Origin of the sequence: Arthrobacter sp. B1805 (assembly GCF_002929745.1) — a bacterium.
Lineage (GTDB): Bacteria > Actinomycetota > Actinomycetes > Actinomycetales > Micrococcaceae > Arthrobacter_D.
The window spans coordinates 170,137-196,041 of the sequence record NZ_PJIQ01000003.1; the positions used below are offsets into that span (position 1 = coordinate 170,137).

The 25,905-nt window shown below is 68.6% G+C and carries 23 protein-coding genes; 8 read left to right on the forward strand and 15 right to left on the reverse strand.

The window, feature by feature from the left end:
* Positions 1-164: 164 nt before the first annotated feature.
* On the forward strand, positions 165-3,461 hold the full coding sequence (locus CXQ96_RS04880; protein ID WP_104116910.1) for an SNF2-related protein: 3,297 nt from the start codon (positions 165-167) through the stop codon (positions 3,459-3,461).
* Between the two features lie 39 nt (positions 3,462-3,500).
* Here CXQ96_RS04880 and CXQ96_RS04885 read toward each other — a convergent pair whose 3' ends face one another.
* The 8 genes from CXQ96_RS04885 to CXQ96_RS04920 all read right to left on the reverse strand — a co-directional run bounded on the left by CXQ96_RS04885 (position 3,501) and on the right by CXQ96_RS04920 (position 12,739).
* Positions 3,501-4,364: an alpha/beta fold hydrolase gene (locus tag CXQ96_RS04885; RefSeq protein ID WP_258058874.1), complete on the reverse strand. Its 864-nt coding sequence runs from the start codon at positions 4,362-4,364 to the stop codon at positions 3,501-3,503.
* 41 nt (positions 4,365-4,405) lie between these two features.
* Positions 4,406-5,896 (reverse strand): ABC transporter ATP-binding protein, encoded by a 1,491-nt coding sequence (locus tag CXQ96_RS04890; RefSeq protein ID WP_104116911.1) that lies wholly within the window; start codon positions 5,894-5,896, stop codon positions 4,406-4,408.
* Positions 5,893-6,651: an energy-coupling factor transporter transmembrane component T gene (locus CXQ96_RS04895; RefSeq protein ID WP_104116912.1), complete on the reverse strand. Its 759-nt coding sequence runs from the start codon at positions 6,649-6,651 to the stop codon at positions 5,893-5,895. Before CXQ96_RS04895 ends, CXQ96_RS04890 begins: the two co-directional genes overlap by 4 nt.
* 3 nt (positions 6,652-6,654) lie before the next feature.
* Complete coding sequence (locus CXQ96_RS04900; protein ID WP_308662511.1) at positions 6,655-7,497, reverse strand: ECF transporter S component; 843 nt, start codon at positions 7,495-7,497, stop codon at positions 6,655-6,657.
* Between the two features lie 212 nt (positions 7,498-7,709).
* Positions 7,710-8,744 carry a nucleoside hydrolase gene (locus tag CXQ96_RS04905; protein ID WP_104116913.1) on the reverse strand — a complete coding sequence of 345 codons (1,035 nt, stop codon included), beginning with the start codon at positions 8,742-8,744 and terminating at the stop codon, positions 7,710-7,712.
* Positions 8,745-8,746: 2 nt separating this feature from the next.
* Positions 8,747-9,412, reverse strand: a complete 666-nt coding sequence (locus tag CXQ96_RS04910; protein ID WP_104116914.1) for a GntR family transcriptional regulator — start codon at positions 9,410-9,412, stop codon at positions 8,747-8,749.
* A gap of 112 nt (positions 9,413-9,524) precedes the next feature.
* Positions 9,525-12,368: an aconitate hydratase gene (locus tag CXQ96_RS04915; protein ID WP_104116915.1), complete on the reverse strand. Its 2,844-nt coding sequence runs from the start codon at positions 12,366-12,368 to the stop codon at positions 9,525-9,527.
* A gap of 107 nt (positions 12,369-12,475) precedes the next feature.
* Complete coding sequence (locus CXQ96_RS04920) at positions 12,476-12,739, reverse strand: DUF1508 domain-containing protein (protein ID WP_181036358.1); 264 nt, start codon at positions 12,737-12,739, stop codon at positions 12,476-12,478.
* A gap of 219 nt (positions 12,740-12,958) precedes the next feature.
* Here CXQ96_RS04920 and CXQ96_RS04925 point away from each other — a divergent pair, with 219 nt between their 5' ends.
* Entirely contained in the window at positions 12,959-13,390 is a 432-nt protein-coding gene (locus CXQ96_RS04925; protein WP_104116917.1) for a hypothetical protein, read from the forward strand.
* A gap of 8 nt (positions 13,391-13,398) precedes the next feature.
* On the opposite strand, the gene CXQ96_RS04930 is transcribed toward CXQ96_RS04925, so the two are convergent.
* Positions 13,399-14,238: an SDR family oxidoreductase gene (locus tag CXQ96_RS04930; RefSeq protein ID WP_104116918.1), complete on the reverse strand. Its 840-nt coding sequence runs from the start codon at positions 14,236-14,238 to the stop codon at positions 13,399-13,401.
* A 219-nt stretch (positions 14,239-14,457) separates the two neighbouring features.
* Between CXQ96_RS04930 and fdhA the strand changes: the two genes are divergently transcribed.
* Positions 14,458-15,675, forward strand: a complete 1,218-nt coding sequence (gene fdhA, locus CXQ96_RS04935) for a formaldehyde dehydrogenase, glutathione-independent (RefSeq protein ID WP_104116919.1) — start codon at positions 14,458-14,460, stop codon at positions 15,673-15,675.
* A 398-nt stretch (positions 15,676-16,073) separates the two neighbouring features.
* Positions 16,074-16,715, forward strand: coding sequence for a transglycosylase family protein (locus CXQ96_RS04940; protein WP_104117047.1), 642 nt, complete (start codon positions 16,074-16,076; stop codon positions 16,713-16,715).
* A gap of 123 nt (positions 16,716-16,838) precedes the next feature.
* Here CXQ96_RS04940 and CXQ96_RS04945 read toward each other — a convergent pair whose 3' ends face one another.
* Both CXQ96_RS04945 and CXQ96_RS04950 read right to left on the reverse strand, forming a co-directional pair.
* Positions 16,839-17,510, reverse strand: a complete 672-nt coding sequence (locus tag CXQ96_RS04945) for a hypothetical protein (protein WP_146070809.1) — start codon at positions 17,508-17,510, stop codon at positions 16,839-16,841.
* Positions 17,511-17,640: 130 nt separating this feature from the next.
* A complete protein-coding gene (locus CXQ96_RS04950) occupies positions 17,641-18,438 on the reverse strand; it encodes an SDR family oxidoreductase (RefSeq protein WP_258058889.1) in 798 nt (265 codons plus the stop codon).
* 182 nt (positions 18,439-18,620) lie between these two features.
* Between CXQ96_RS04950 and CXQ96_RS04955 the strand changes: the two genes are divergently transcribed.
* From CXQ96_RS04955 to CXQ96_RS04965, 3 genes are read left to right on the forward strand one after another with little or no spacing between them, the layout of a single operon-like run.
* Positions 18,621-19,853, forward strand: a complete 1,233-nt coding sequence (locus tag CXQ96_RS04955; protein WP_104116922.1) for a type III polyketide synthase — start codon at positions 18,621-18,623, stop codon at positions 19,851-19,853.
* On the forward strand, positions 19,850-20,578 hold the full coding sequence (locus tag CXQ96_RS04960; RefSeq protein WP_104116923.1) for a class I SAM-dependent methyltransferase: 729 nt from the start codon (positions 19,850-19,852) through the stop codon (positions 20,576-20,578). Before CXQ96_RS04955 ends, CXQ96_RS04960 begins: the two co-directional genes overlap by 4 nt.
* The gene (locus CXQ96_RS04965) at positions 20,571-21,707 is read left to right on the forward strand and encodes an NAD(P)/FAD-dependent oxidoreductase (protein WP_104116924.1); all 1,137 of its coding nucleotides are present in this window, start codon (positions 20,571-20,573) and stop codon (positions 21,705-21,707) included. The genes CXQ96_RS04960 and CXQ96_RS04965 overlap by 8 nt, the downstream gene beginning before the upstream one ends.
* 109 nt (positions 21,708-21,816) lie before the next feature.
* Here CXQ96_RS04965 and CXQ96_RS04970 read toward each other — a convergent pair whose 3' ends face one another.
* Entirely contained in the window at positions 21,817-22,356 is a 540-nt protein-coding gene (locus CXQ96_RS04970; protein WP_104116925.1) for a hypothetical protein, read from the reverse strand.
* Positions 22,357-22,491: 135 nt separating this feature from the next.
* Here CXQ96_RS04970 and CXQ96_RS04975 point away from each other — a divergent pair, with 135 nt between their 5' ends.
* The gene (locus CXQ96_RS04975; protein WP_104116926.1) at positions 22,492-22,839 is read left to right on the forward strand and encodes a DUF3140 domain-containing protein; all 348 of its coding nucleotides are present in this window, start codon (positions 22,492-22,494) and stop codon (positions 22,837-22,839) included.
* 31 nt (positions 22,840-22,870) lie between these two features.
* Here the strand turns inward: CXQ96_RS04975 and CXQ96_RS04980 are convergent, their stop codons facing one another.
* The 3 genes from CXQ96_RS04980 to speB all read right to left on the reverse strand — a co-directional run bounded on the left by CXQ96_RS04980 (position 22,871) and on the right by speB (position 25,840).
* On the reverse strand, positions 22,871-23,074 hold the full coding sequence (locus CXQ96_RS04980) for a DUF2945 domain-containing protein (protein WP_104116927.1): 204 nt from the start codon (positions 23,072-23,074) through the stop codon (positions 22,871-22,873).
* A 63-nt stretch (positions 23,075-23,137) separates the two neighbouring features.
* Positions 23,138-24,829 carry a thiamine pyrophosphate-binding protein gene (locus tag CXQ96_RS04985; protein WP_104116928.1) on the reverse strand — a complete coding sequence of 564 codons (1,692 nt, stop codon included), beginning with the start codon at positions 24,827-24,829 and terminating at the stop codon, positions 23,138-23,140.
* Positions 24,830-25,840: an agmatinase gene (speB, locus tag CXQ96_RS04990; RefSeq protein ID WP_104116929.1), complete on the reverse strand. Its 1,011-nt coding sequence runs from the start codon at positions 25,838-25,840 to the stop codon at positions 24,830-24,832.
* Positions 25,841-25,905 lie beyond the last annotated feature (65 nt).

The window sequence follows — 25,905 nt, forward strand, 5'->3', positions numbered from 1 at the left end:
TTGTACTGCCCAGTGTCAACCCCCTCGTCAACAGTAGGGCAGGGTCGGGACCGCGCCGGGCTGCCGGGTCCGGGGCCTGCGGGCTTGCGCAATCGACCAGCCGCTGTCAGCGGAACGGCACTCCCCGGCAGGGAAGCGTCACCGTCACGTGAGAGCATGGAATTATGCCCAATTCCAGCCACCCCATGGTCGATGTCACGGACATCGTCCGCATCGTGGGCGGGGTAGCCTTCCAGCGCGGCCAGACCTACGCCAAGGACGGCGCCGTCAGTTCGCTGGCGTGGGACGCGGAGTCCAAGATCCTGACCGGCAAGGTACGCGGCTCCGCTCCGTCGGACTACCGCACCAAACTCCGGCTCGGAGTCAAGGGTGACGGCCGGTTCAGGCCCCTCGAGAATTTCTGCAGCTGCCCCATCGGTGCCGACTGCAAGCACGTCGCGGCAACGGCTCTGCAGAGCAACACCGAGAACCTGCTCGCCCAGCACGAACGCGAATTCGGAGCCCGCCCCGCGCCGCGACAGCCCGCACCGGAAGGGTGGCAGACCTCGCTCACCGAGCTTCTCGAGGCCGACGGAGCAGCCGACGGCACACCCGCCGCTCCCACGCCCCTCGGACTGCAGTTCGAGCTCCGGACCCCCGAGGTCGCAGTACAGCGGTGGGGGTCGGCAGCCGAGCGACAGGGCCAGCGCACCCTCAACACGCGCCTCGGCGTGCGGCCCGTCAGCCAGAACGGCAAGGGCAAATGGATCAAGAACAACCTGTCCTGGGGCAGCATCAGCTACCAGACGTACGGGCTCACCCTGGACCCGGACCAGCACCGCTGGTTCTCCCAGTTCCCGGCACTGCACCGCGGAACGGGCGTGAACTACTTCGGCAACAACGATTCCTGGCTGTATCTCGACGACTTCAGCAACCCGCTGCTCTGGCAACTGCTGGACGAGGCGCAACGCCTCGGCATCGCCTTCGTCGGATCGAAGAAGTCCGTCTCCATCGAGCTCGCCGGCCGTGCGACCCTGAAGCTCGACGCCACGGAGACCGAGGACGGCGCGCTCCGGTTGTGCCCGGCGCTCGACGTCGACGGGCAGCCGCACCCCGCGGAGACCGCCCACGTCATCAGCACCCACGGCATCTACACAGTCGCTCCCGATGACACCATCACCCTGGCTCCGACGTCCCGGAGGCTGACGCCGAAGGACATCGAACTCCTGCAGCGCGGCCGAGCCGTCGTCGTCCCCGAGGAGGAGAAGTCCCTCTTCCTGCAGGAGTACTACCCCAAGCTGCGGCAGTCCATCCACGTGGACAGCAGCGATGGCAGCGTGGATCTTCCCGAGATCCAGCCGCCCGTGCTCGTGCTCACCACCGCGTACGGTGCAGACGGCTCGGTAGCGCTCGACTGGCACTTCGACTACCCGCTGGGCGACGCCGTCCAGCGCAGGCCCTTCCGCAGGGGTGGCCCGGGCAGCGACGACGGCTACCGCGACCCCGACGCGGAGGACGCGCTCGCGAGTGCCGCCCGCCAGGTGCTCGGATCCCTGCCCCTCAAGTCCCTCACGCTCGAGGACATGCAGGCCGTGGAGTTCGCGGAGCAGGTCCTGCCGAGGCTTCTGGAACTCGACGGCGTGACGGTCGACGTCGTCGGGGAGAAGCCCGACTACCGGGAACTGACGGAGACACCGACGCTCCGCATCAGCACCGTCGAGACGGACAACCGTGACTGGTTCGATCTGGGCGTCATGGTCACGGTCAGCGGCCGCACCATCCCCTTCGACTCGATCTTCCGTGCGCTCGCGCAGGGCCGGAAGAAGCTGAAACTCGTCGACAACACGTACCTGTCCCTCGAACAGCCCGTCTTCGACCAGCTCCGGGAGCTGATCGAGGAGGCGCGGGCGCTGAGCGAGTGGGACCCGGAGACCGGGCTGCAGATCAGCCGCTACCAGGCGGGGCTGTGGGCGGATCTCGAGGACCTCGCGGAGGAGACCGAGCAGGCCCAGTCCTGGCGCGACGCCGTGAGCGGCCTGCTCGAACTGAAGGACGTCGGGGCCACCCCGCCGCCGACCGGGCTCGTCGCCCAGATGCGCCCGTACCAGGCGGAAGGCTTCAGCTGGCTCGCCTTCCTGTGGCGGCACCGGCTGGGGGGTGTGCTGGCCGACGACATGGGCCTCGGCAAGACCCTGCAGGCCCTCGCGCTGATGGCCTACGCGAAGGAGAGCGCGGGGCTCGACGCTCCGTTCCTCGTCGTCGCGCCCACGTCCGTGGTACCGAACTGGTCCAAGGAGGCGCACCGCTTCACCCCGGGCCTCAAGGTCGTCGCCATCACCGACACGCAGGGGGCGTCGGGTGTCCCGATCCGCGAACAGGTGGGCGACGCCGACATCGTCATCACCTCGTACACCCTCTTCCGGCTCGACTTCTCCGCCTACCAGGACCTCGCCTGGTCGGGGCTCGTGCTCGACGAGGCGCAGTTCGTGAAGAACCGGGCCTCAAAGGTGCACCAGGCCGCGAAGGACTTCAGCGCGCCCTTCAAGCTCGCCATCACGGGAACGCCCATGGAGAACAACCTCATGGAACTGTGGTCCCTGTTCAACATCGTGGCACCCGGCCTGTTCCCCTCGGCGCGGAAGTTCACCGAGGACTACCGGACGCCCATCGAGAAGATCGGCGACAACAGGCCCCTCGTCCGGCTGCGCAAGCGCATCCGACCCCTGATGATGCGCCGTACCAAGGAAGCCGTGGCCTCTGATCTTCCGCCGAAGCAGGAGCAGGTGCTCGAGGTGGAACTACACCCGGAGCACCGCCACATCTACGAGACGTACCTGCAGCGCGAACGGCAGAAGCTCCTCGGCCTGATCGAGGACATGAACCGGAACCGGATGATCGTCTTCCGGTCACTGACCCTGTTGCGCATGCTGAGCCTCGATGCCTCCCTCGTCGACCCGGCCCACGAGGGCGTTCCGTCGGCCAAGCTCGAGGTCCTGTTCGAGAACCTCGAGGGCATCCTCGCGGAAGGCCACCGGGCGCTCGTGTTCAGCCAGTTCACCTCCTACCTCAAGAAGGCGGCCGAGCAGCTCGATGCCCGCGGCATCGACTACGCGTACCTCGACGGTTCCACGCGCAGCCGCGGTGAGGTCATCGACTCGTTCAAGGACGGCAAGGCGCCCGTGTTCCTGATCAGCCTCAAGGCTGGCGGCTTCGGGCTGAACCTCACGGAGGCGGACTACTGCTTCCTGCTCGACCCCTGGTGGAATCCCGCCTCCGAGGCGCAGGCCGTGGACCGCACGCACCGCATCGGGCAGACAAAGAACGTGATGGTCTACCGCATGGTCTCCAAGGGCACGATCGAAGAGAAGGTCATGAAGCTCAAGGAGCAGAAGGCCAAGCTGTTCACCTCGGTGATGGACGACGACGCCGTCTTCAGTTCCGCGCTCACCGCGGACGACATCAGGGGACTCCTCGAGGCGTAGACCCCTGGACGGGTCCTCGAGGGACAGCACGACGGCGGGTCAGGCGCCGCCGTCCGCCACGCGGAGCGCCGGATCGAGGAGTTCCGCGAAGGCACGCGGGCGGGAGGCGATCCACCAGTGGCCCCCCGGGACGGTCGTCACGGTCAGGTTCTCCACCCAGTCCTCCAGCCCGTCGACGAGGTGCGGTGAGAGGAAGGGATCCCTGAGGGGCACGATCACGTGGACCGGGATCGAGATGGGACGACGCGGTGCCGGCTCGACCGCGCTGAACATGATGGTCCTGTACAGGGCGAGACCCCGCACGCCGTCCGATCCGATGTTGCGGCGCGCTGCGAACTCGTAGCGCCGCGTCAGGCCGAGCGTCCAGAGCAGCTCGGGAAGGACCGGGAGCTGGAAGGCGGCGATGTACGAGCTGCGCAGCATCTGCCCGATGCCCTGGTACATCAGCCGCGGCGATCGGAGACGGCCGCGGAGCCAGCGGGAGAAGTGACGCAGGTCCGGCCCCGAGATGCTCGTGAAGTCGACGATGCGCCCGTCCGCGCGCGGGTCCTGGATCACGGCCCAGGCCTGGATGGAGCCCCAGTCGTGCCCGACCAACCGTACGCCACCCGGCGCGTCCACGCCGGCGAGGACGGCGAAGACGTCGTCGACGAGCTCCGCGAGGGTGAAGCCCGCCCCCTCCCGCGTGCGCGAGCGCCCCGCGTTCCGGGAGTCGAAGGTGACGAGATGGTACGTCCCGGCGAGCTCCCTCAGGACCGGGTGGAACACGCGGTGGTCATCTGGATAGCCGTGCAGCAGGAGCATGGTCGGAACGCCGGGTGCGGGATCCCGCCCGAATTCGAAGACAGCAAGATCGGTGCCCGCCGTGCGGATGATCCGGTGCCTCTCGCGCAACACGTCCATGCTCCCCACCCTAGGGTCTTGACCGTGACTGCGGGGGATCATCAGACCGATGGGTGATCCTCGGGCATGATCCTGCCGCCCTCGAGCCTGACGCTCCGGTGGGCCACGGCGCGCGCGAAGGCCTCGTCGTGGGTGGCCAGCACGACCGCGCCCCCGCCCCGGGCGTGGGCGGTCACGAGGGCGGCGAGAAGGGTACGGGCCGGATCGTCGAGGCCTGCGGTCGGTTCGTCCAGCGCCCAGACAGCGGGACCGGTGGCGATGATGGATGCCAGGGCGACCAGTCTCCGCTGGACGAATCCCAGCTCGTACGGGTGGGCTTCCTCCAAGGCTCCGAGCCCCACGCGCTCGAGGGCCTCCGACGCGCGGCGGACGGCGTCGTCCCTGCGGTGTCCGGCAGCGAAAGGACCGTAGGACACCTCGCGGAGGACGGTCCGCTCGAAGAGTTGCTGGTCGGTGTCCTGGAACAGGAACCCCACGCACGCGGCGAGGGCCCCGGTCGGCTGGCGCAGGATCGGCACGCCGGCCAGCGAGACCGATCCCGCGTCCGCCCGGCACAACCCGTTGAGGTGCTGCAGCAATGTGGACTTGCCCGAGCCGTTGGAGCCCCGCAGGGCGACGATCTCGCCCGCGTGCAGGGAGAGGTCGACCCCCGCCAGGCACGCGCTGCGGTCGTCCCCCCGGCGGCCGGAGGGGTACGAGAAGCCGACTCCACGCAGCGTCACGAGTTCCCTGCCGTGCGGGCCGGTGGGGTCGCTCGCGGGATCGAGGCGCGGCGGGTCGCCGGCTGTCCCGATGCCGTACCTCCGCAGTCCCGCTCCGCGTGCGTCGGTCAGCAGCCCGTCGAACACCGGACGGCCGTCGGCCAACGCGAGGACGCGGGCGCCCTCGGGTGCTGCTCGGGGAAGCATGGGCTCGCACACCACGATGGCGGTGCCGGCACCACGAAGGACCTCCAGGGCATCCGCGACATCCTGCGCCGAGTCGTCGTCGAGCCCCTGGAAGGGCTCGTCGAGCACGAGGACCGCGGGCCGCTGAGCCATGGCGGCCGCGATGACGGTGCGCTGCAGCTGGCCGCCGGAGAGCCGGCGAGGGTCGTGGTTCAGGAGCGGCGTCAACGTAAGCGCGGCAGCGACGTCGGCGACGAGGCTCCGCAACTGGTCCGTCGGCACGCCGAGATTGGAGGGACCGAAGGCGATCTCCTCGCCGACGCTGGCCGACATCATCGACAGCTGACCCCAGGCGCCCTGCGCGACGAACCCGACCCGCGCGCTCCAGGCCGCGGGGTCGATACGCGGATCGGTGGGGGCGCCGTCGAAGCGGATCGTCTCACCGTCGAGCGTCACCGCGCCCCGGAAGACCGCACCGGCATCCGCGCCGGTCTGGCCCGCCAGGAGGCGAGCCAGGGTCGTCTTGCCCGACGCCGAGGCCCCCGCGACCACCACGTACTCCCCCGGCTGCACCGCCAGGGTGACGCCGACGAGCAATGGCGCGCCGTCGTCGTACGCGAAGGACGTACTCTCGATGCTGATCACCCGGTGACCACCGGGAGGATCAGCCAGGCCGTCGAGAACACGGCCGTGACCGCGAGCATGACGCGGCGCGCGATCCGCTGCCCGGGAGTGTCCGTGTCCGGCAGGTAGCTCGTACGCGCCACCGTGGACGAGAAACCGCGGGCGCCGAGCATGTGGTTCCGCTCGGACGCATCGACCAGCAGGCCGATGACCAGGGGTGTGGTGACGGTCAGCAGGGCGCGGAGGCGCGCGAGCGGTCCACGCCCGACGACGAGCCCCCGGGCCTGCTGGGCGCGTGTGATCTGCCGGGCGCGCAGTGCGACGTGGGGGATGAGCCCGACGGCGGACCCCACGACGAACACGAGCTTCCGGTTCCAGCCCCGGTGCGTCATGGTCGCCAGGAGCTCAGGGACCTCCAGCGTCATGGCCGCCGTGAGGAGCACCCCGGTGAAGACGCTCATGCGCAGGCCCATCAGGGCGGCGAAGGACAGCCCCTCCGCCGTCACCCGGGCCGGCCCGAGGTCCGCCAGGACGGTGCTGCCCTCCGGGTAGAACAGTCCGTGCAGCAGAAGGGACGACAGAAGCAGCGGCCCGGCGACGACTGCCACCGCCAGTCCGATCTGCCGCGGCCGGCCGGAGGACACCACGGCGGGAACCACCACGAGAACCAGGACCGCGAGGGAAAACTCCCAGCGATTGACCACCAGGACGAGCACCACCAGCAGGACCGCTGCCAGCAGTTCCGTGAGGGGGTTGTAGATCCTGCGGCGCCGCACGGCTCAGGCGACGCGGTCGTTCCCGGCCGCCGGCTGCGCCGTACGCTCGCCGCTTCGCGCCCCGAGGACCCGGTAGGTCCTCGCGAAGGGGAACTGGCGCACGGCCCGCTGGGGCAGTGCGTACACGATCAGCGCGACGACGACGAAGACGACGATCTTGTCGACGGAGTCCGACAGCAGGCCCTGCTTCGTCGCGGCGACCAGGAGCTTGTCACCCATCGAGCGGAAGACGGCGATGATCGCGTTCGTGCCGAAAGTCCCTGCCGCCCCGAACATGAAGACCGCGACAGGGGCTGCGACGAGACCGCCGATGGCCCCGACGACGAGTCCCGCCAGCGGCGCGAGGTACACGCGGCGGAATGCGCCGTGCTTCGCGGCCAGGCCGGCGAGCAGGCCGATCAGCGCAGCACCGGCGGCGAAGGGCAGGGCGAACGGGTTGAAGAGACCCCAGATCGCGTTGCTGAGGGCACCGGTCGCTGCTCCGGCGGCGGGGCCGGCCAGGACTGCGACGAGCACCGTACCGATGGCGTCGAGGTAGATCTGCATCCCCAGCGACCCGGCGATCTGGCCGATCGCGATGTTCAGGGCGATCCCCAGGGGCATGACGACGAGGGAACTCGTGGTCAGCGTGGGCAGGATCCCGCCCACCAGGAGTGCTCCCCCGCCGAGGAAACCGAAGAGCGAGACGAGCGACGCGACGCTGCCCATGCCGCCGGCGATCTCGGCCGGCTGGACGATGACGAGGAACAGGTACGTGGCGACGATGAGCGCTCCGCCGAGTGCGACCAGCAGGCGTCGCGGGCGCTGGGCTGTGGGCTCGGTGGACAGGGTCAGGGATGAACTCACGATTTTCCTTGGGCACGGAGGGAGGAGGACGCACCTCATGTCACCTCGGCGCCGGCCGCGCAGCAGTGCGGGCAGGTCCAGTGTACCGGTGATGGGCCCGCCGCGCCGGGCGTAGGCGGCCGGGCAGTGTCCCCCAGGGCGCGGGCCGCCGGGCGGATTCGGCGCTGCGGGACCACGGGCGGCGCACCCCTGCGGATCGGTTGCGGGAAGGCTCAGCCGTGCATGCGCGCGAGGTGCGACAACCGGTGCACCATCAGCTCGAACACGGCCTCGGGGTCGTTGCCCGTGACGATCCTGGCGTTCGGCGCCCTCTTCCACATGCCGGCGAAGTCCGCCACCGTCTGCCCGATGGTCAGCGGGGACTGGGTCTCGACGTCGACCGTCGCCAGCCGCTCCTCGAACTGCGCTTCCCCGGTTGCGACCATCGCCGCGAACAGGTCGTGCAGGTGGGCCACGTAGCCCTGGTCGTACAGGCGGTGGAACTCCATGTAGAACCGGAGCGCGTCCGACAGGCAGGCGACGACCGCGTTGTCGCTGGTGCTGCGCGCCCCCTCCGGTCCGTCAGGGTCCAGCAGCTCCGGCTCCGCACCGGCCGCGCGCGCGACGGCGTCGACATGGGCCGGGGTGCACTCGATCCGCTCCGTGGTCTCGAGCGCGCAGATGATGGGCAGCTTCTCGAACGGCATCCCCTCGTAGGCGGCGAACACCTCCTTGGCGGCGTGCGGGTCCACGTGCGTGTTCCACTCGGCGACCGGAGTGGTGTTGCCCGGGTAGTTGAACGCTCCGCCCATGATGACGAGGCCCTTGAGGAGCATCGGGAGCCTGGGCTCGGCTCGCAGGGCCAGGGCGAGGTTGGTCAGCGGACCCGTGACGAGCCCGGTGACCTGCCCGGGGTGGCAGCGGACCGCCTCCAGCCAGACGTCGACGGCGTGACGCCCCGAGATGCGGCCGCGCGGAGGCGGCAGCACGGCGTACCCGATGCCCTGGTCACCGTGGGTCTCCTCCGTTGTGACAAGCGGGATCTCCAGCGGTACCTCGCTGCCCAAGGCGACCTCGATACCGGCGTGCCCGCAGAGCTCCAGGAGGGCGAGGTTGTTGACGGCGACCTGCCGCGCGCCCACATTGCCGGCCGTGCAGGTGATGGCCTCGATGCCCGCTCCAGGCGTCGCGAGCAGGTACAGCAGGGCGACGGCGTCGTCGATCCCGGTGTCGACGTCGAGCAGCAGGCGACGGCGGGACTCTGCCACGATCAGTCCGCCGCGGTGGTGCGGAGCAGTTGCAGGCGGAGTGTCCGGGCCGTCTCCATGTGCTTACGGGCGATGGCCCGGGCGTCATCGCTGCGCCGGTCGGAGATCGCGCTGATCAGCGCCTCGTGCTCCCTGAGCACCTCCTGCCAGCGGTCACCCACGGACAGCGTGGAGCGCGGCGTGTGGATGAGGTGGGTCGAGAGCCGCTGCAGGAGGTCCATGAGGATGGGATTGCGCGCGGATGCCCAGAGCGAGGTGTGGAACTCCAGGTTGTTGGTGACCTTCGTGGTGTCATCGGGGTCGACGACGGCGCGGTCGCGTTCCAGCAACGCCTCGAGGCGCATGATGTCCGCCGTACCCCGGTTCAGTGCGGCCTGGCCGGCGGCTTCCTCCTCGAGCATGACGCGCAGGTCGTAGATCTGGATGACCTCCTGCGGATCGATCTGGGGAACCTGCAGGCCACGGGCCGCCCGCTCGAGCAGGCGTTCGTGCTGGAGCCTGCTGAGGGCCTCGCGCACGGGAGTCCGCGACACCCCGAAACGCTCCGAGATGACGACCTCCCGCAGGGCTGTACCGGGAGGGTGGACACCGGCGAGGATCTCGCTGCGCAGGACACGGAAGATGGCGTCGCCGTCCACGCGCGCCGACAGGTCGGTCGACTCGCCCATGGCGCCCCCTTCAGTGGTGTCCTTGTTCGGATTGCGGTCGGGCCCCAGGGCGGGTGCCCCGAGTACGGCCCGGGCCGGGAGCTGGTACTCCCGGCCCGGAACCTCGCGAACGCTAGCTGGCGAGCTGGCGCAGCACGTACTGCAGGATGCCGCCGTTGCGGTAGTAGTCCGCCTCGCCCGGCGTGTCGATGCGCAGGACGGCGTCGAACCCGACCGGGGAACCACCGTCGGCCGGGGTCGCGGTGACCCTGACCGTGCGGGGCGTGCGGCCCTCGTTCAGCTCGGTGACTCCGCTGACCGCGAAGGTCTCCGTGCCCGTGAGTCCGAGGGTCTCGGCGTTCTGGCCCGCGGGGTACTGCAGCGGCAGGACGCCCATGCCGATGAGGTTGGAGCGGTGGATCCGCTCGTAGCTCTCGGCGATGACGGCCTTGACGCCCAGGAGCGCGGTGCCCTTGGCTGCCCAGTCACGCGACGAACCGGAACCGTATTCCTTGCCCGCGAGGACCACGAGCGGGGTACCCTCTGCGCGGTAGTTCTCGGCGGCGTCGTACACGGCTGCCTGGGGCGCGTCCGGCTGCGAGAAGTCCCTCGTGAACCCGCCCTCGACGCCGTCGAGCAGCTGGTTCTTGATGCGGATGTTCGCGAACGTGCCGCGGATCATGACCTCGTGGTTGCCACGGCGCGAGCCGTACGAGTTGAAGTCCTTGCGCTGCACGCCCTTCTCGGTCAGGTAGCGGCCTGCCGGGGTGTCCGACTTGAAGGAGCCCGCCGGCGAGATGTGGTCGGTGGTGACCGAATCGCCGAGCTTGAGCAGGACGCGCGCGCCGTCGATGTCCTCGACCGGGCTCGCCTCGCGCTGCATGCCCTCGAAGTACGGTGGCTTCCGCACGTAGGTGGACTCGGGATCCCAGGCGAAGGTGTCGCCGGCGGGCGTCGGCAGGGACTGCCAGCGCTCGTCGCCCTCAAAAATCGTCCGGTAGCTCGACGTGAACATGTCCTCGTCGATCGACTCGTCGATGACCTTCTGGACCTCGACGGGGTTCGGCCAGATGTCCTTGAGGAAGACGTCGTTCCCGGCTTCGTCCTGGCCGAGGGGCTCGGAATCGAAGTCGAAGTCCATCGTGCCGGCCAGTGCGTAGGCGACCACCAGCGGCGGCGACGCCAGGTAGTTCATCTTCACGTCGGGGTTGATGCGACCCTCGAAGTTGCGGTTACCGGACAGGACGGCGGTGACAGCGAGGTCGTTGTCCTGGATGGCCTGCGAGATCTCCTCCTCCAGCGGGCCGGAGTTGCCGATGCAGGTGGCACAGCCGTAGCCGACGGTGAAGAATCCGAGCTTTTCCAGGTACGGGATCAGGCCGGACTTCTCGTAGTAGTCCGTGACGACCTTGGAGCCCGGTGCGACCGAGGTCTTGACCCACGGCTTGGACACGAGGCCCTTCTCGACGGCGTTCCGTGCCAGGACGGCGGCCGCGAGCATCACCGAGGGGTTCGAGGTGTTCGTGCACGAGGTGATCGACGCGATGCTGACAGCCCCGTGGTCGAGTTCGAACTCGCGGCCGTCCTTCATGGTGACGCTGACCTTCTTGGACGGACGCGTGGATACGCTCGCGTCGGCCGGGACAGTCTCGCGCGGCTCGGCGTTCTCGTCCGTGACCGACGAGGTAGTGCCGGGGGTGAAGCTCGGGGAGTCCGATGCCGGGAAGCTCTCCTGCGACGACTCGTCAACGGTGCCTCCGGGGGCGAAGTCGAGGTCCGGGTCGTCCGAGTAGTTGCGCAGGTCCTCGCGGAACTGCGTCTTGGACTTGCTGAGCTCGACGCGGTCCTGCGGGCGCTTCGGTCCGGCGATCGAGGGAACGACCGTGGACAGGTCCAGCTCGAGGTACTCCGAGAAACGGATCTCGCGCGACGGGTCGTGCCAGAGTCCCTGCTCCTTTGCGTAGGCCTCGACGAGGGCTACGTTCTCGGCCGGGCGGCCCGTGAGGCGCAGGTAGTCGAGCGTGACGTCGTCGATGGGGAACATCGCGGCGGTGGAGCCGAACTCCGGGCTCATGTTGCCGATGGTGGCCCGGTTGGCCAGGGGCACCGAGGCGACGCCATCACCGTAGAACTCGACGAACTTGCCGACGACGCCGTGCTTGCGCAGCATCTGCGTGATGGTGAGCACGACGTCGGTCGCCGTGGCGCCCGCGGGGATGTCGCCGGTCAGCTTGAAGCCGACGACGCGCGGGATGAGCATCGACACGGGCTGGCCGAGCATGGCTGCCTCGGCTTCGATCCCGCCGACGCCCCAGCCGAGGACGCCCAGACCGTTGACCATCGTGGTGTGCGAGTCGGTACCGACGCAGGTGTCGGGGTACGCGCGGAGGACGCCGTCGACCTCGCGGGTCATGACCGTCCTGGCCAAGTACTCGAGGTTGACCTGGTGCACGATGCCCATGCCCGGCGGAACGACCTTGAAGTCGTCGAACGCTGTCTGGCCCCACCGGAGGAACTGGTACCGCTCGCCATTGCGCTGGTACTCGATCTCCATGTTCCGCTCGAGGGCGCCGGCGTTGCCGAAGGCGTCGATCTGCACCGAGTGGTCGATGACCATCTCGGCCGGCGCGAGCGGGTTGACGCGCTTGGGGTCCCCATCGAGGTCGGCGACGGCCTCACGCATCGTTGCGAGGTCGACGACGCAGGGAACACCCGTGAAGTCCTGCATGATGACGCGTGCCGGCGTGAACTGGATCTCGGTGTCGGGCTCGGCGTCGGCGTCCCACGCAGCGAGTGCCCGGACGTGGTCCGCGGTGATGTTTGCACCGTCTTCGGTGCGGAGCAGGTTCTCCAGCAGGACCTTGAGGCTGAATGGAAGGTTCTCGGCGCCCTCGACCGCACCTAGCCTGAAAATTTCGTATTCAGCACCGGCGACATCGAGTACGCCCTTTGCGCCGAATGAGTCCGCGGTCGACATGACGTTGGCTCCCTTCAGAGAGATTGTGGAATGGTTCCATTCTAATCCACGTCCGCCGTCACTGTATACAGTCGTACACCGAGTGGCGAGACCCCCTCCGGGTAGCTCTACGCCTCCTCGCGCACGCCCTCACCGCGCCTGTGCGATGCCTGGACACCGAAGACCAGTTCACCCTGGTCTGGAGCCTCCTGGCGGCTGTGGTCCACGATCGGGCCCGTGCCGGCGATCTCCCGGATCAGTTCGATACCGGCGATCGCCTCTTCCTTGGATGCGTAGAAAGTGGACACTGCGACGAGCGTGCCGTCGGGAGCGGTCAGTTTCACGCGGAAACCGTCGTCGTGTGCGTCCACCAGCTTGAAGTATCCAGCCATTGTCCTACCTCCTTGTAAGGGGCATCTCCAGAGCGTGCGGTCCCTTATCATAAGCATACTTATTGACCTGTTCTTCACCTCACGTTCACGTTCGGCGGGTGGAGGTGGACAAGCAACGACACAGTGCGGCAGGCGCGGCCCTGCTCGCGTAGTCTTCCGGGTGCCACCCCCGTTTCGACGAGCGACTCCGGCCCCAGTGTCGGCACCAGAAGGAGCACGATGACCGAGTCAAGCAGCGCAGGCAATCCCGGCGGAGCAGCCCTTCCTCCGGACCATCCCCTCGGGCCCGCGGTACCGATCCCACCCCTGGAGAAGGAAGCCGGGCGGGCTGAGGAATCAGTGCGCGACGGTGCGGGTACCCCCGGCAGCGGGTCCGACGGGGAGCCCACCGCCGGGCAGTCCGACGGGTCGGAGTCCGACCGGGACGGCGGGCCCCACGCCGATCGTCGGGAGAGCGTGCTCGACCCATCGGCCGGATCGACCAGCCCCCGGGCCGGGAGCATCCGGGACGAGCAGGGGACGCACAGTGCAGGCGCCGTGCCGGCTGCGTACAACGGCGAGGGTGCTCCGGAGGATCCGGCGGAGGACCGCCACCCGGAGGACGCTGCGGCCGAGCCCGATTCGTGGGACAGCGGTGGAGCGAGCGCCTGATGACGTCGTCAGCGGCCTCGCCGCGCAAGCCGGGCCACGACGGACGGCGGCGCGACGCGGGCCAGTGAGGTGAGCGCCTTGTACCGCGCACTGGGGACGGAGACTGCCCTACCCGCAGCCGTATCCCTGAGTGCCGCACGAACCACCGACCCGGCGTCGAGCCACAGGAATCCCGGGACGCTCGCCTTATCGGCGCCCATCCGCTGGTGGAACTCGGTGTGCACGAATCCGGGGCACACGGCGGTCACCCGGATGCCCTCCGGCCCATAGGTCAGGTTCGCCCAGCGACTGAAGCTGATCATGGCCGCTTTTGCCGCCCCGTAGGTTCCCCTCGGGATGAAGCCTGCGACGCTGGCGACGTTGATGATAGTTCCCGCCCCGCGCGGTCGCATCGACGCCAGGGCGGCGTGCGCAAGAGACACAGGAACCTCGACGTGGATCCGGAGGTGCCGCACCTCCTCGGCGAGCGGATTGTCCGCGAAGGGCCGCACCAGCCCGTACCCGGCGTTGTTGACCAGCACGGTCACCGGAGCCGACCCACGTCCGGGCTGCCGCGCACTCCCGGTCGCCTCCGACTCCCCGCCTGCCTCCGACTCCCCGCTCGCCTCCGGGTCCCCGCCGGGTCGAAGTCGTGCGAGCACGGATCCCAGGCCGTCGTCGTCGAGCAGGTCCGCCGCGATCGTCTCGACGTCGACGCGCCACCGACCGCGCAGCGCGGCGGCCGTCTCCTGCAGGGGACCCTGAGCCCTCGCCACCAGCACGAGATTGCACCCGCGCGCCGCGAACTGCCGGGCGAACTCCGCTCCGATACCGGAGGTGGCACCGGTGATGAGCACGGTCTCTGACATGCAGACACCTTCCCCCACCGAGGCAGCTCGCACAAGGTGGCGCCTGCGCGACGACGTCGGGACGCAGGCGCGGGCAAGGACCTCCGGCGATGCAACGTTCGCGCAACCCCCGGGACTGTAGGTTCGGGGGTACGGCCGGCAGCGGGCGACGACGCTTGCAGCGGGCCGGTTCCAGCGCGGGGGCACCAGGCGCACCGAACGCATACGAGAGGAAGTTCCATGAGCGGTAACAGAGCTGTTGCGTACAAGGGACCAGGGAAGGTGGAGGTCATCGACATCGACTACCCCACCTTCGAACTCAAGGACGGGCCGGGGGTGAATCCGGCCAACGTCGGCCGGCCGGTACACCATGGCGTGATCCTCAAGACCGTCACCACCAACATCTGCGGCTCGGACCAGCACATGGTCCGCGGGCGCACCTCGGCTCCGGCCGACCTCGTCCTGGGCCACGAGATCACCGGCGAGGTCGTGGAGGTCGGACGGGACGTCGAATTCATCAAGAAGGGGGACATCTGTTCGGTCCCCTTCAACATCGCCTGCGGCCGGTGCCGGAACTGCAAGGAGCGCAAGACCGGTATCTGCCTCAACGTCAATCCGGACCGACCGGGCAGCGCGTACGGCTACGTCGACATGGGCGGCTGGGTCGGCGGCCAGGCCGAGTACGTCCTGGTGCCCTACGCGGACTGGAACCTGCTGAAGTTCCCGGACCGTGACCAGGCCCTGGAGAAGATCCTGGACCTGACGATGCTCTCGGACATCTTCCCCACCGGCTTCCACGGCGCCGTCACGGCAGGCGTGGGTGTCGGCTCGACGGTCTACATCGCAGGCGCCGGACCGGTCGGCCTCGCCGCCGCCGTCTCGGCGCAGCTCCTGGGTGCCGCCGTCGTGATCGTGGGCGACCTCAACGAGGGCCGGCTGGCGCAGGCGCGGAGCTTCGGCTGCGAGACGGTCGACGTGTCCAAGGGCGATCCCCGTGACCAGATCGAGCAGCTGCTGGGCGTCCCGGAAGTCGACTGCGGCGTGGACGCCGTCGGGTTCGAAGCCCGTGGCCATGGCGAGGGAGCCGCCACGGAGGCACCGGCCACGGTCCTCAACTCGCTGATGGAGATCACGGCTGCGGGTGGCGCCCTCGGCATCCCCGGGCTCTACGTCACGAGCGATCCAGGAGCGGGAGACGACGCCGCGAAGGTGGGTTCGCTCTCGATCAGCCTCGGAACGGGGTGGGCGAAGTCACTGTCCTTCACCACCGGCCAGTGTCCCGTGATGAAGTACAACCGGGGTCTCATGATGGCCATCCTGCACGACCGCGTCTCGATCGCGAAGGCCGTCAACGCCACAGCGATCGGGCTCGAGGAGGCCCCCCGCGGGTACGAGGAATTCGACGCCGGCGCCGCGACGAAGTACGTCCTGGACCCGCACGGCTACGTAGCCGCCTGACGGGCGCGTCGCTCCGTCTCGACCCTGCACGGGAAGGGCCCGGACCGCTTCGGTTCGGGCCCTTCCTGCGCATGCTGCGCTCGGGAGCGGTAGTGTGGCAGAGGATTTCACGCTGGTCCAGTTTTTCTTCCCTCAATCTTGATCAATGTCAAGCACCGCTCAGTACCGGTTTGGCAACGAATGGAAATTGCCCTAGGGTGGAGGTAGTTCCCCGTCCCGGGGAAGCGAAAAAGCTGCCGACATTCGGGCAGCGATCTATGCCCGGCACCGCCCTCCACCGCTCGTTGCTCAACAGGCGGCTGCCGAACCATGACCTCTATATCGTCAAGGTGAGCAGCGGCGCGAAGAAGTCCGGGGACGGACCTAGTGCGGGTGGCCTTTCGGAGCATCGTACCCCCATGAATACACACACCTTCAGCACCAGCGCCCGTCGCGGACTCGCAGCAGTAGCACTCACCGGCCTCGGGCTCGGCGCAGCAGCCGGTGCAGCCAACGCCGACACCTGGGATGACCTGGCACAGTGCGAGAGTGGCGGCAACTGGAGCATCAACACCGGCAACGGCTACCTCGGCGGCCTGCAGTTCTCCCAGTCCAGCTGGAACGCTGCCGGCGGCACCGGCTCCCCCGCCCAGGCCAGCGTTGCCGAGCAGAAGCGCGTAGCCGCCAACCTCCAGCAGATGCAGGGCTGGGGCGCCTGGCCCGCCTGCTCGGCGAAGCTCGGCCTGAACGGGTCGTCCTCGACGGGCTTCACCTCCACGCAGCAGGCACCTGCCGCCGCGGCTCCGGTCCAGGTCCAGGCTCCCGTCCAGGTCCAGGCTCCCGTCCAGGTCCAGGCTCCCGTCCAGGTCCAGGCTCCTGTCGTAGCCCCCGTGACACTGAGCGGCGAGACCTACACCATCCAGTCCGGTGACACCCTCAGCTCCATCGCCGACAAGCTCGGCGTCAACGGCGGTTGGCAGGCCCTGTTCGCAGCCAACGCCGATACCGTCATCCACGCGGACCTGATCTTCACCGGTCACGTCCTGCAACTCCCGGCCTAGCCTGGACGATCGACGTCGGGACTGATATCACGCCTCCCGCGTGATCGGTCCGGCACTGCTCCACCACTGAACCCCCGCCTCCTCGAGGCGGGGGTTCAGTCGTCTGACCGGCCCGACCGGTGGCTAAGCACAGGACGTCGCATCGACGTCGATCTTGAGGTTGTGCGCTACGGAATAATCCCGCTCGGGTGTGGAGAATGCTACGAGGATGTTGTCGGCGCTGCCGTGGGTGGCACCCTCCGCGAGTTCGACGGTGACGATGATGTTGACGTGTGCGTCCGGCACCAGCTGATAACCGTCGGCGGGCACAGGCGGCCCGATGGGCTCAGGAGGCGTGGTCGGCGTCGGTGCCGCCGAGTGGCCCCCGTGCGCGCCTGTCTCCGCCCCCGGGTGGTGATGTCCTTCCCGGTTGGCCGTCTGCACCATGGACGACAGGATGATGAGGCCCTGGGGGTCGCCGAGTTCCATCTCCCCGAAGGTGAACGTCTCGAGGGTCGGGTTGTGGAGCATGACCGTGTAGCGCAGGCGGCTGTCGTCGGGCTGCACGCCGCACAGCTCCGCGCCGTCGATGCCCACGTTGAGCGGATCGTCGCCGAGGTCGTTCCCGACGGGCGCGGCCTGACTGCCGTCCCGGGGATCGCTGGGCGCGGCCTGCGTGGCGCCGTCGCTGGAGGTGTTGATCCCGAGCGGGTCCTCCTCCACCGCGCCACAGCCCGCGAGCGCGAGCCCGGCGACCAGTGAGACGACGAGGAGTCCGGGGTGGCGCCGAGAAGGCGTTGCAGTCAGGAGTTTCACGTTCAGCCCATCCATGTCAGCCGGCAGACGGAACGAATCTCCGACGCCTCATGGCTGTGACTCGTCGCACAGACGGCCTTGGCTTGGTTCCTCCCGCGGGGCGCGGGCCCCATCGGCCGGTGGACGCACCTCAGGCGAGGGGCTTGCCTCCCGTGACTCCCAGGATCTCCCCGGAGACGTACCGTGCATCGTTGGACGCGAGGAAGACGTACGCGCCCGCGAGTTCCGCCGGCTGACCCATGCGACGCAGCGGCGTTCCCTCGCCGAACGACTCGAGCTTCTCGCTCGTCGTGGTCGCGGGCTGGAGTGGCGTCCAGATGGGCCCGGGGGCGACGGCGTTCACCCGGATCCCGCGCTCGCCGAGCAGTTCGGCGAGGCTGAACGTCAGGTTGTTCAGGGCAGCCTTCGTCGCAGCGTAGTCCATGAGGCTCGTCGACGGATGGTACCCCTGGATGGAGGTCGTGTTGATGATCGACGATCCCTCGGACAGGTGGGGCAGGGCTGCCTGTGTCAGCCAGATGGTGCCGTAGACATTCGTCTCGAAGGTGCGGCGGAGCTGGGCGGCGTCGACGTCGGGCAGGCCGTTGGGCTGCGCGATGTGGAAGCCCGCGTTGTTGACCAGGATGTCCAGTCCGCCGAGACCATCCAGCACCTGCCGGATCGCCGAGGGTGCGTACTCCTCGTCGCGCAGGTCGCCGGGTACCGCGAGTGCCGTGCGCCCCTCGGCGCGGATCATCTCCAGGCAGCTCGCGCCGTCCTCCTCCTCCTCCGGAAGGTAGCCGATCGCCACGTCCGCGCCCTCGCGGGCGAAGGCGAGAGCCACTGCGCGGCCGATACCGGAGTCACCGCCGGTGATGAAGGCGCGCCGGCCGGTCAGCCGGCCGTGCCCGGTGTAGCTGTCCTCGCCGTGGTCGGGACGCGGATCCATCCGCTCCGTGAACCCCGGGTACTCCTGCAACTCGGTGGAGACGTCGACGTCAGGACCACGCGGGTCCTCGCGGTCGAGCGTGCCGGACGGATCGTTACCCATGGTGCTCCTGACTTTGGTGGCCGAAGGTACTAAGCCTACTGTCGTTGTGTTTGTCGCGTTAGTCCTCTAGTAATGGAGGTATGACAGTGATCCTGAGGTCCCTCCAGACGGCTGTACCTGAAACGGTCATGATCCAGCCCCAGGTACGCGATGTCTTCGCGGCCCAACCGGACCTGACACGTCTCGGCCGGCGCCTGGTCGGAGCGGCCTTCGACTCCTCGGGCATCGACACCAGATACACGGTCGTCAAGGAACTGACGCTCGAGGCGGCCGCCGAGAACCCCGTCTTCTTCGACCAGAAGGAGCTGCGTATCCTGTCGCCGAGCACCAAGACCCGCAACGAGCTGTACGCGGAAGAGGGCACCAAGCTCTTCGTCGAGGCCGCGCGGAAGGCGCTCGATGCTGCGACGGGCATCGAGGCATCCGACATCACGCACGTCGTCACCGTCTCCTGCACGGGCTTCTTCGCACCTGGACCGGACTACAAGATCGTGCGCGCCCTGGATCTGGCGCCGTCGGTACAGCGCTACCACATCGGTTTCATGGGCTGCTACGGCGCCTTCCCTGCGCTCCGCTCCGCCAAGGCCTTCTGCGACGCCGACCCCGACGCCGTCGTGCTGGTCGTCTCTGCCGAACTGTGCTCGCTGCACGTGCGTTCCTCGAACAATCCCGATACCATCGTGGGCTCCTCGCTGTTCGCGGACGGTGCCGCAGCGGCCGTCATCACGGCGCGGGACCTCCCCCTCGACGGCCCGGCCCTCAGTCTCGACCACTTCGAGACGGTCCTCACGCCGGTCGGCGAGGAAGCCATGGCCTGGAACATCGGTGACGAGGGCTTCGAGATGGTCCTCGGCACGTATGTTCCGCACATCATCGACGAGCACATCATCGGCGCCCTCGAACCGCTGCTGGCGCGCGACGCGTCGCTCGAGGGAATCGCCTACTCCGAGATCGAGCACTGGGCCATCCATCCTGGCGGACGCAGCATCCTCGACAAGGTCGAGGCCAAGCTGGGCCTCACGCAGGAACAGCTCGCTCCGGCGCGCGAAACCCTCCGCGACTTCGGGAACATGAGCAGCGCAACGGTGATGTTCGTGCTCAAGAACATCCTCGAGCAGCCGGCCACCGACGGGAACAACCGCGTGTGCTCCATGGCCTTCGGGCCTGGGCTCACGGTGGAGACCGCGCTGCTCACCAGGATCGGCGCCACGGCCGGTCCCGACGCGGCCGTAGCGGACGATGCCGCAGCAGCGGCGGGCGGCGTCGACGTGCCTGCGGATCTTCAGCCGATCCTCGCCAAAGCCGGAGCATGAGCCGACGAGGGTTCCTCGCACAGCGGGACCCGGACGCCGTCGAGGAGATGGACCGGACCGACTGCGATCCCCGGAAACTGGACCGCACGTACGCCCAGTTCGGACTGGTGAATGCGGTCGTGTCCGGCTGGCGCCGAACCTACACCTCCCTGCTCCGACCCGCCTTCTCGCCCGACCGCACGAACACGCTCCTCGACGTGGGCTCCGGTGGCGGGGACGTCCCCCGCGCCCTGGTGCGCTGGGCACGGCTCGACGGCCTGCGGCTCGAGGTGACCGCCATCGATCCCGACGAGCGCGCCCACGCCTTCGCCACCTCCCGTCCGGCGCTTCCCGGACTGTCCTTCCGCCGCGCCCTCAGCTCGCAGCTCGTCGCCGAAGGCGCCCGCTTCGATGCCCTCGTCTCCAACCACGTGCTGCACCACCTCGGGCCGGCCGAGTTCGACGGCCTCCTGGACGACACGGAGCAGCTGGTACGGACAGTCGCCGTGCACAGCGACATCGCCCGGCACCCGCTCGGCTACGCACTGTTCTCGGTGGGCACACTGCCGCTCCCCGGGTCCTATATCCGCCAGGACGGTCTGACCTCCATCCGGCGGAGCTACACGACCGACGAGCTGCGCGCCCTCGTCGGCGGACGCAGTGGATGGCAGGTCAGGACGGCCGCTCCCTTCATCAACCTGCTCGTCCTCGATCGCGGGGTCTCAGCGGCGCCCGGTCATGCATGACGTCGTCGTCGTCGGCGGTGGCCCGGTCGGACTCTTCACGGCCCTGCTCCTGCGCCAGGCAGGTCTCGACGCCGTAGTCCTCGAACGGCGGACCGAACGCAGCAGCCACTCCCGCGCGATCGGCATCCACCCGCCGGCACTGCGTGCACTCGCCGCCGGCGGCATAGCCGACGAACTGCGCAGCCGGGGCGTCCTGATCCGGGACGGCGTCGCCCGCAGCGCGGGGCAGCATGTCGGTACGGTCTCCTTCTCGTGCCTGCCCGGGGAGGAGAAGTACGTCCTCGCGGTGCCGCAGGCCGTCACCGAGGAGATCCTCGAGCGCCGCCTCCAGGATGAGTTCCCCGGTACGCTGCGGCGGGGGGTCACCGTCCTCACGACGCGCGACGACGGCACTCACGTCCGTATCGTCACACGGGACCAGGGCGGGGATGCCGCCCTCGAGGCGAAACTGGTGGTGGCAGCGGACGGCGCCCGCAGTTCCCTCCGGGACGACGTCGGGATCCGGGCGTCCGCCCGCCGGTACCCGGACTGCTACGTGATGGGCGATTTCGAGGACAGCACGGGCGACGGGGACGACGCCGTGCTCTATCTCGAGACCGGGGGCATCGTCGAATCCTTTCCCCTTCCGGGCGGCATCCGGCGCTGGGTGGTGCGTGTGGGCTGCCCGGTCGAAGGGCCGACGGCGGAATCGCTGACGCTGCTCATCAGGGAACGGACCGGTGTCGCTGTGGATCCCGAGACCAACTCGATGCTGAGCGCCTTCGAGGTGCAGTCGAGGCTGGCGGAGCGTCTCGTCTCGGGCCGCACGGTGCTGGTCGGCGACGCGGCCCACGAGGTGTCGCCGATCGGCGGTCAGGGCATGAACCTCGGGTGGTTGGACGCCGTCGGGCTGGTGCCGATCATCGCGGCCTCGCTCCGGGACGGGCACGACGTGGCGCAGCGGCTGCGACGATACGAGAAGGAACGGCGCGCCCAGGCCGCCGTCGCCCGCCGGAAGGCCCATCTCAACATGGCGCTGGGACGTCCGCTGCCGGGACAGCTCCTGCGTTCGCGCAATGCGCTCCTGGGGGCGCTCATCCGGAACCGTGCCGTCCACGGTCGCGTGGCGCGCGCCTTCACGATGCAGTAGGGACCGAGGACGCAGGAAACCCCCGCGGCCGGCAGCCGGTCCGCCACCCGGGGGTGGAGGAGCGGCAGTCCGGCACTGCGGGGGTCGACCGGCCCGGGGGCCGCAGGACCTACTTCTTGAGCAGGCCCTTCTTGACGTTCTCCGGGCGCTGCATCTCGCCCTGCTTGGCGCCCATGACAACGACGATGCCGCTGATGAGGGGAAGGAGCCACTGGGTGGCCTTGAGCTGGGACTGCGCCTTGGCCAGTTCGTCGCTGGCACCGGGACGGGGCTCGGTTGCACCCTCGCCGCCCTGCTCAGCGAGCTCGCCGACCTTCTTGCCGAGCATGCCGGAGTACAGCGAGAGAGCCATGCCCGCAACGGTGACGACGGACTTCCAGACAGTGTTCGACCCGACGGTGTCCTGCGCCGCGACGCGGCCCTTGTTACCGAGGATCAGCCCGATGCCGCCGATGGCGTGGACGGCGAAGGCCGTGATCTGCACGGGGGTCCACTTCGCCCAGCCGAGTGCGGAGAGACGCGTGCGTTCCTTGGGGTCCTTCGCCTTGCCGGTTGCACCGTTGAGTCCGACAGCGCCCATCAAGGTGCCGCCGAACCAGGCTGCCGCACCGAGATCGTGGGCTGATCGTGCCAAAAGGTTTCCTGCCATGATGTAGAGCTCCTTAGACGTTGGTTCGACCTACCCTCTACGTTTATCAGCCTGCTTAGGATTAAGCTATCGCAAGCTGGAATTCCTGACCGGCTGTGATACTCGACGTGAAACTGCTACGAAGGGCGGACGCTCATGGCGCAATCGACCGGTGAACTCGACGAGGTGTGGCCCCGGTGGAGGGAAGCGGTCAACATGACCGCTTCCGAGCTGAAGAAGTGGCTCGGCACGGAGGAGTCCCTGTCCGTCGGGCAGAAGGAATCCGACGGCGGCGAGTCGGTCGGCCACAAGTCGGGCAAGCGCATCATCGAGATCCTCGGCACCAGACGACAGGATCTCGATGATGACGACGTCAAACACATGCACACGGTGGTCGGCTACGTGCACCGGCACCTTGCCCAGCGACCCACGAAGGAGGACATCGAGTCCTCGAAGTGGCGCTACTCGCTGATGAACTGGGGCCACGACCCACTCAAGGACTGACGGCGGGCGCCTGCCGCACGGCGCCGGCGGTTCAGGCCTTGTCCAGTGCGCTTTCCTTGTGAGCGGCCTGCTTGCCCGACTTCGAACTCTCGACGGTGTAGTAGGGCTCGTCCTTCGACGCCTTGAACTTCTGGTCGTCGAAGGTGAACTCCTTCTCGTGCTTCTCGACGATTTTTCCCTCGGTCTTACCCTGCGACGTGTTCCAGGTGACTTTGTCGCCCTTGCTGAATGACATTGCGTTCCTTCCTCGAGGCGATAGTGCTGTCGACACTGTCATCCCGCCGCAGAAAAAGGAAGCCTACTGATCAAGATGGGTCGGCGCGAACAGCCGGATGAGCGTCTCCACCACGACGACGTTGGGACCCTCCGCCGCCAGGCTCTCCCTCAGGGCTGTCCCGATGTCCTCCGGCGCCACGCGCCGGGCCGGCACGCCGAAGGATTGCGCCAGCGCCACGAAGTCCGGCCGGGCGAGTTCCGTCGCCGTCGCCTTGCCGAAGGCTCCCTCCATGTACTCGCGCAGGATCCCGTAGCCGCCGTCGTCGACGATCAGCCAGGTGACGGGGATGTCGTGCTGCCGCGCAGTCGCCAGTTCGGCGATGGAATACATCGCGGAACCATCACCGGATACGGCGAGGACCCTGGCGGGCAGGCCCTGTGACTCGAGTCCGCCGGACCCGCCGATCGCGCCGGGGAAACCGAAGCCCAACCCACCGGCGCCCTGGGCGGAGTGGAACTGGCCTGCACGCGCGTCCCAGCAGCTCCAGGCCCAGTAGGCCGAGATGGTCATGTCCCAGAACGTCTGCATGTCGTCCGGCACGGCATCGCGGATGGCCTGCAGGAATGCGCGTTCCTTGCCGAGATCCTGGGCATCGAGCCTCGCGCTGACCTTTGCAAGCGTCTCTGCCACCAGTGCAGCGGCGTCGTAGCCGGGTTCCCGGCTCCGATCGAGCGGCTCGAGCGCTTCGTCGAGCGCGGCGAGCGCCTGACCGGCGTCGGCCCGGATACCCAGGGCGGGACGGTTGGATTCGAGGACGCGTGGTTCCGCGTCGATCTGGATGATCCGCCCGCGTGGCTCCATCGTGAAGTAATTCGAGGTCACCTCCCCGAGGGACGATCCGACGACCAGGAGGACATCGGCGTCCTCGAGCACCTCGGTGACATGCCGATCCTCGACCCAGGACTGCAGGGACAGTTCGTGGGTCCAGGGGAACGCACCGTTTCCGCCTGGCGAGCACACGACCGGGGCTCCGAGCTTCTCGGCGATCGAGAGCAGCCATTTCTCCGCCCTGCCCCGCCGGGTGCCGCCGCCGGCCACGATCGCGGGCCGCTTCGAGTCCTTCAACCAGCTGACGGCCTCGCGAACGAGTTCGATCCGCGGCGGGTTGTCGAAGGGCTCGGCGAGCGCATCCTCCACCTTCGGGACCATCACGGGATCGAGGAGCACGTTCTGCGGCACCTCGACCCACACGGGACCCTGTGGGGAGGACACCGCCTCGGTCCATGCGTCCTGGATGGCGGAGGGAATGCCGGAGGCGTGCTGGATGAGGCGCTGGCTCTTCGTGACGTTCGCCGCGGACGCCTTCTGGTCGTCGAGCTGGTGCAGCATGCCCTTGCGCCGGGCACCGAGCCCCTCGAGGGGGATCTGGCTCGCGACGACCACCATCGGCACGCCGGTCGCGTAGGCCTCCTGCAACCCCGCGAGCGAGGTCAGGGCCCCGGGCCCCGTCGAGAGGAACAGGACGCCGACGTCGCCGGTCGCCCTCGAGAAACCGTCGGCCGCGAACGCGGAGTTGTTCTCCACCCGTGACGAGACGAAGCGCAGGTTGGAACGGGACAGGGCATCGAAGAGGCCCAGGGCGTGCTGCCCCGGGATGCCGAACACCGTCGTCGCGCCCAGGGCGGACAACGTCTCCACCACCAGGTCCCCGCCGTTCCGCTGGCCGCTCACGGGGATGGGTGGCGCGGACGCGGCGCCTGCGGTGATGTCCATCTACTTGTCCTCGGGGGTCGTGGCGCTGGTGGAGGGGTGGTCGGGCGTGAGGGTGTCTGCCATCAGCGTCACGAGATCGTAGGCGACATGCGATGCCGCGACGCCCGTGAGCTCGGCATGATCGTAGGCGGGGGCCACCTCGACGACATCGGCGCCCACGAGGTTCAGGCCGCGCAGTCCGCGCAGGATCTCGAGCAGTTCGCGGCTCGTGATGCCACCCGCCTCCGGCGTGCCGGTACCCGGAGCGTGTGCCGGATCGAGGACGTCGATGTCCACCGAGACGTAGAGGGGACGGTTCCCGATACGGGTGCGCAGCTTGTCGACGACCTCGTCGACGCCCTGGCGGTAGACGTCGGAGGAGGTCACGATGCCGAACCCGAAACGGCGGTCGTCCTCGAGGTCCCGCACACCGTACAGGGGCCCGCGCGTGCCGACGTGGGAGATGGCCTCGGTGTCGAGGATGCCCTCTTCGACGGCGCGGCGGAACGGAGTGCCGTGGGTGTATTCCGCGCCGAAGTACGTGTCCCAGGTGTCGAGGTGGGCGTCGAAATGCAGCATCGCAACGGGAGATCCTGCGCGTTCCGATGCCGCGCGCAGGAGGGGCAGGGCGATGGTGTGGTCACCGCCGAGGGTCACGAGGCGCGCACCGTCCGCTGTGAGGTCCAGCGCATTCTGCTGCACCGTCTCGATCGCCTCGTTGATGTTGAAGGGATTGACGGCCATGTCCCCGGCGTCGGCCACCTGCACGCGCTCGAACGGCGAGACGTCGAGCGCCGGATTGTAGGGCCTCAGGAGGCGCGAGGCCTCCCGGATGTGGTTGCCGCCGAAGCGGGCTCCGGGCCGGTAGGACACTCCCGAGTCGAAGGGCACGCCCACGACGGCGATGTCGGCTCGGCCCACCTGGTCGAGGCGCGGCAGACGGGCGAAGGTGGCCGCTCCCGCGTAGCGGGGGATGCGGGAGGAGTCGATTGGCCCCAGGTGGCCGCCTCCCATGACGCGCAGTTCTTCCACAGCTTCTTTCCCGTCCGGGCCCGCCAGAGCGAAGTTGCCCAATATGCATCAAAGGTTTTGCACAA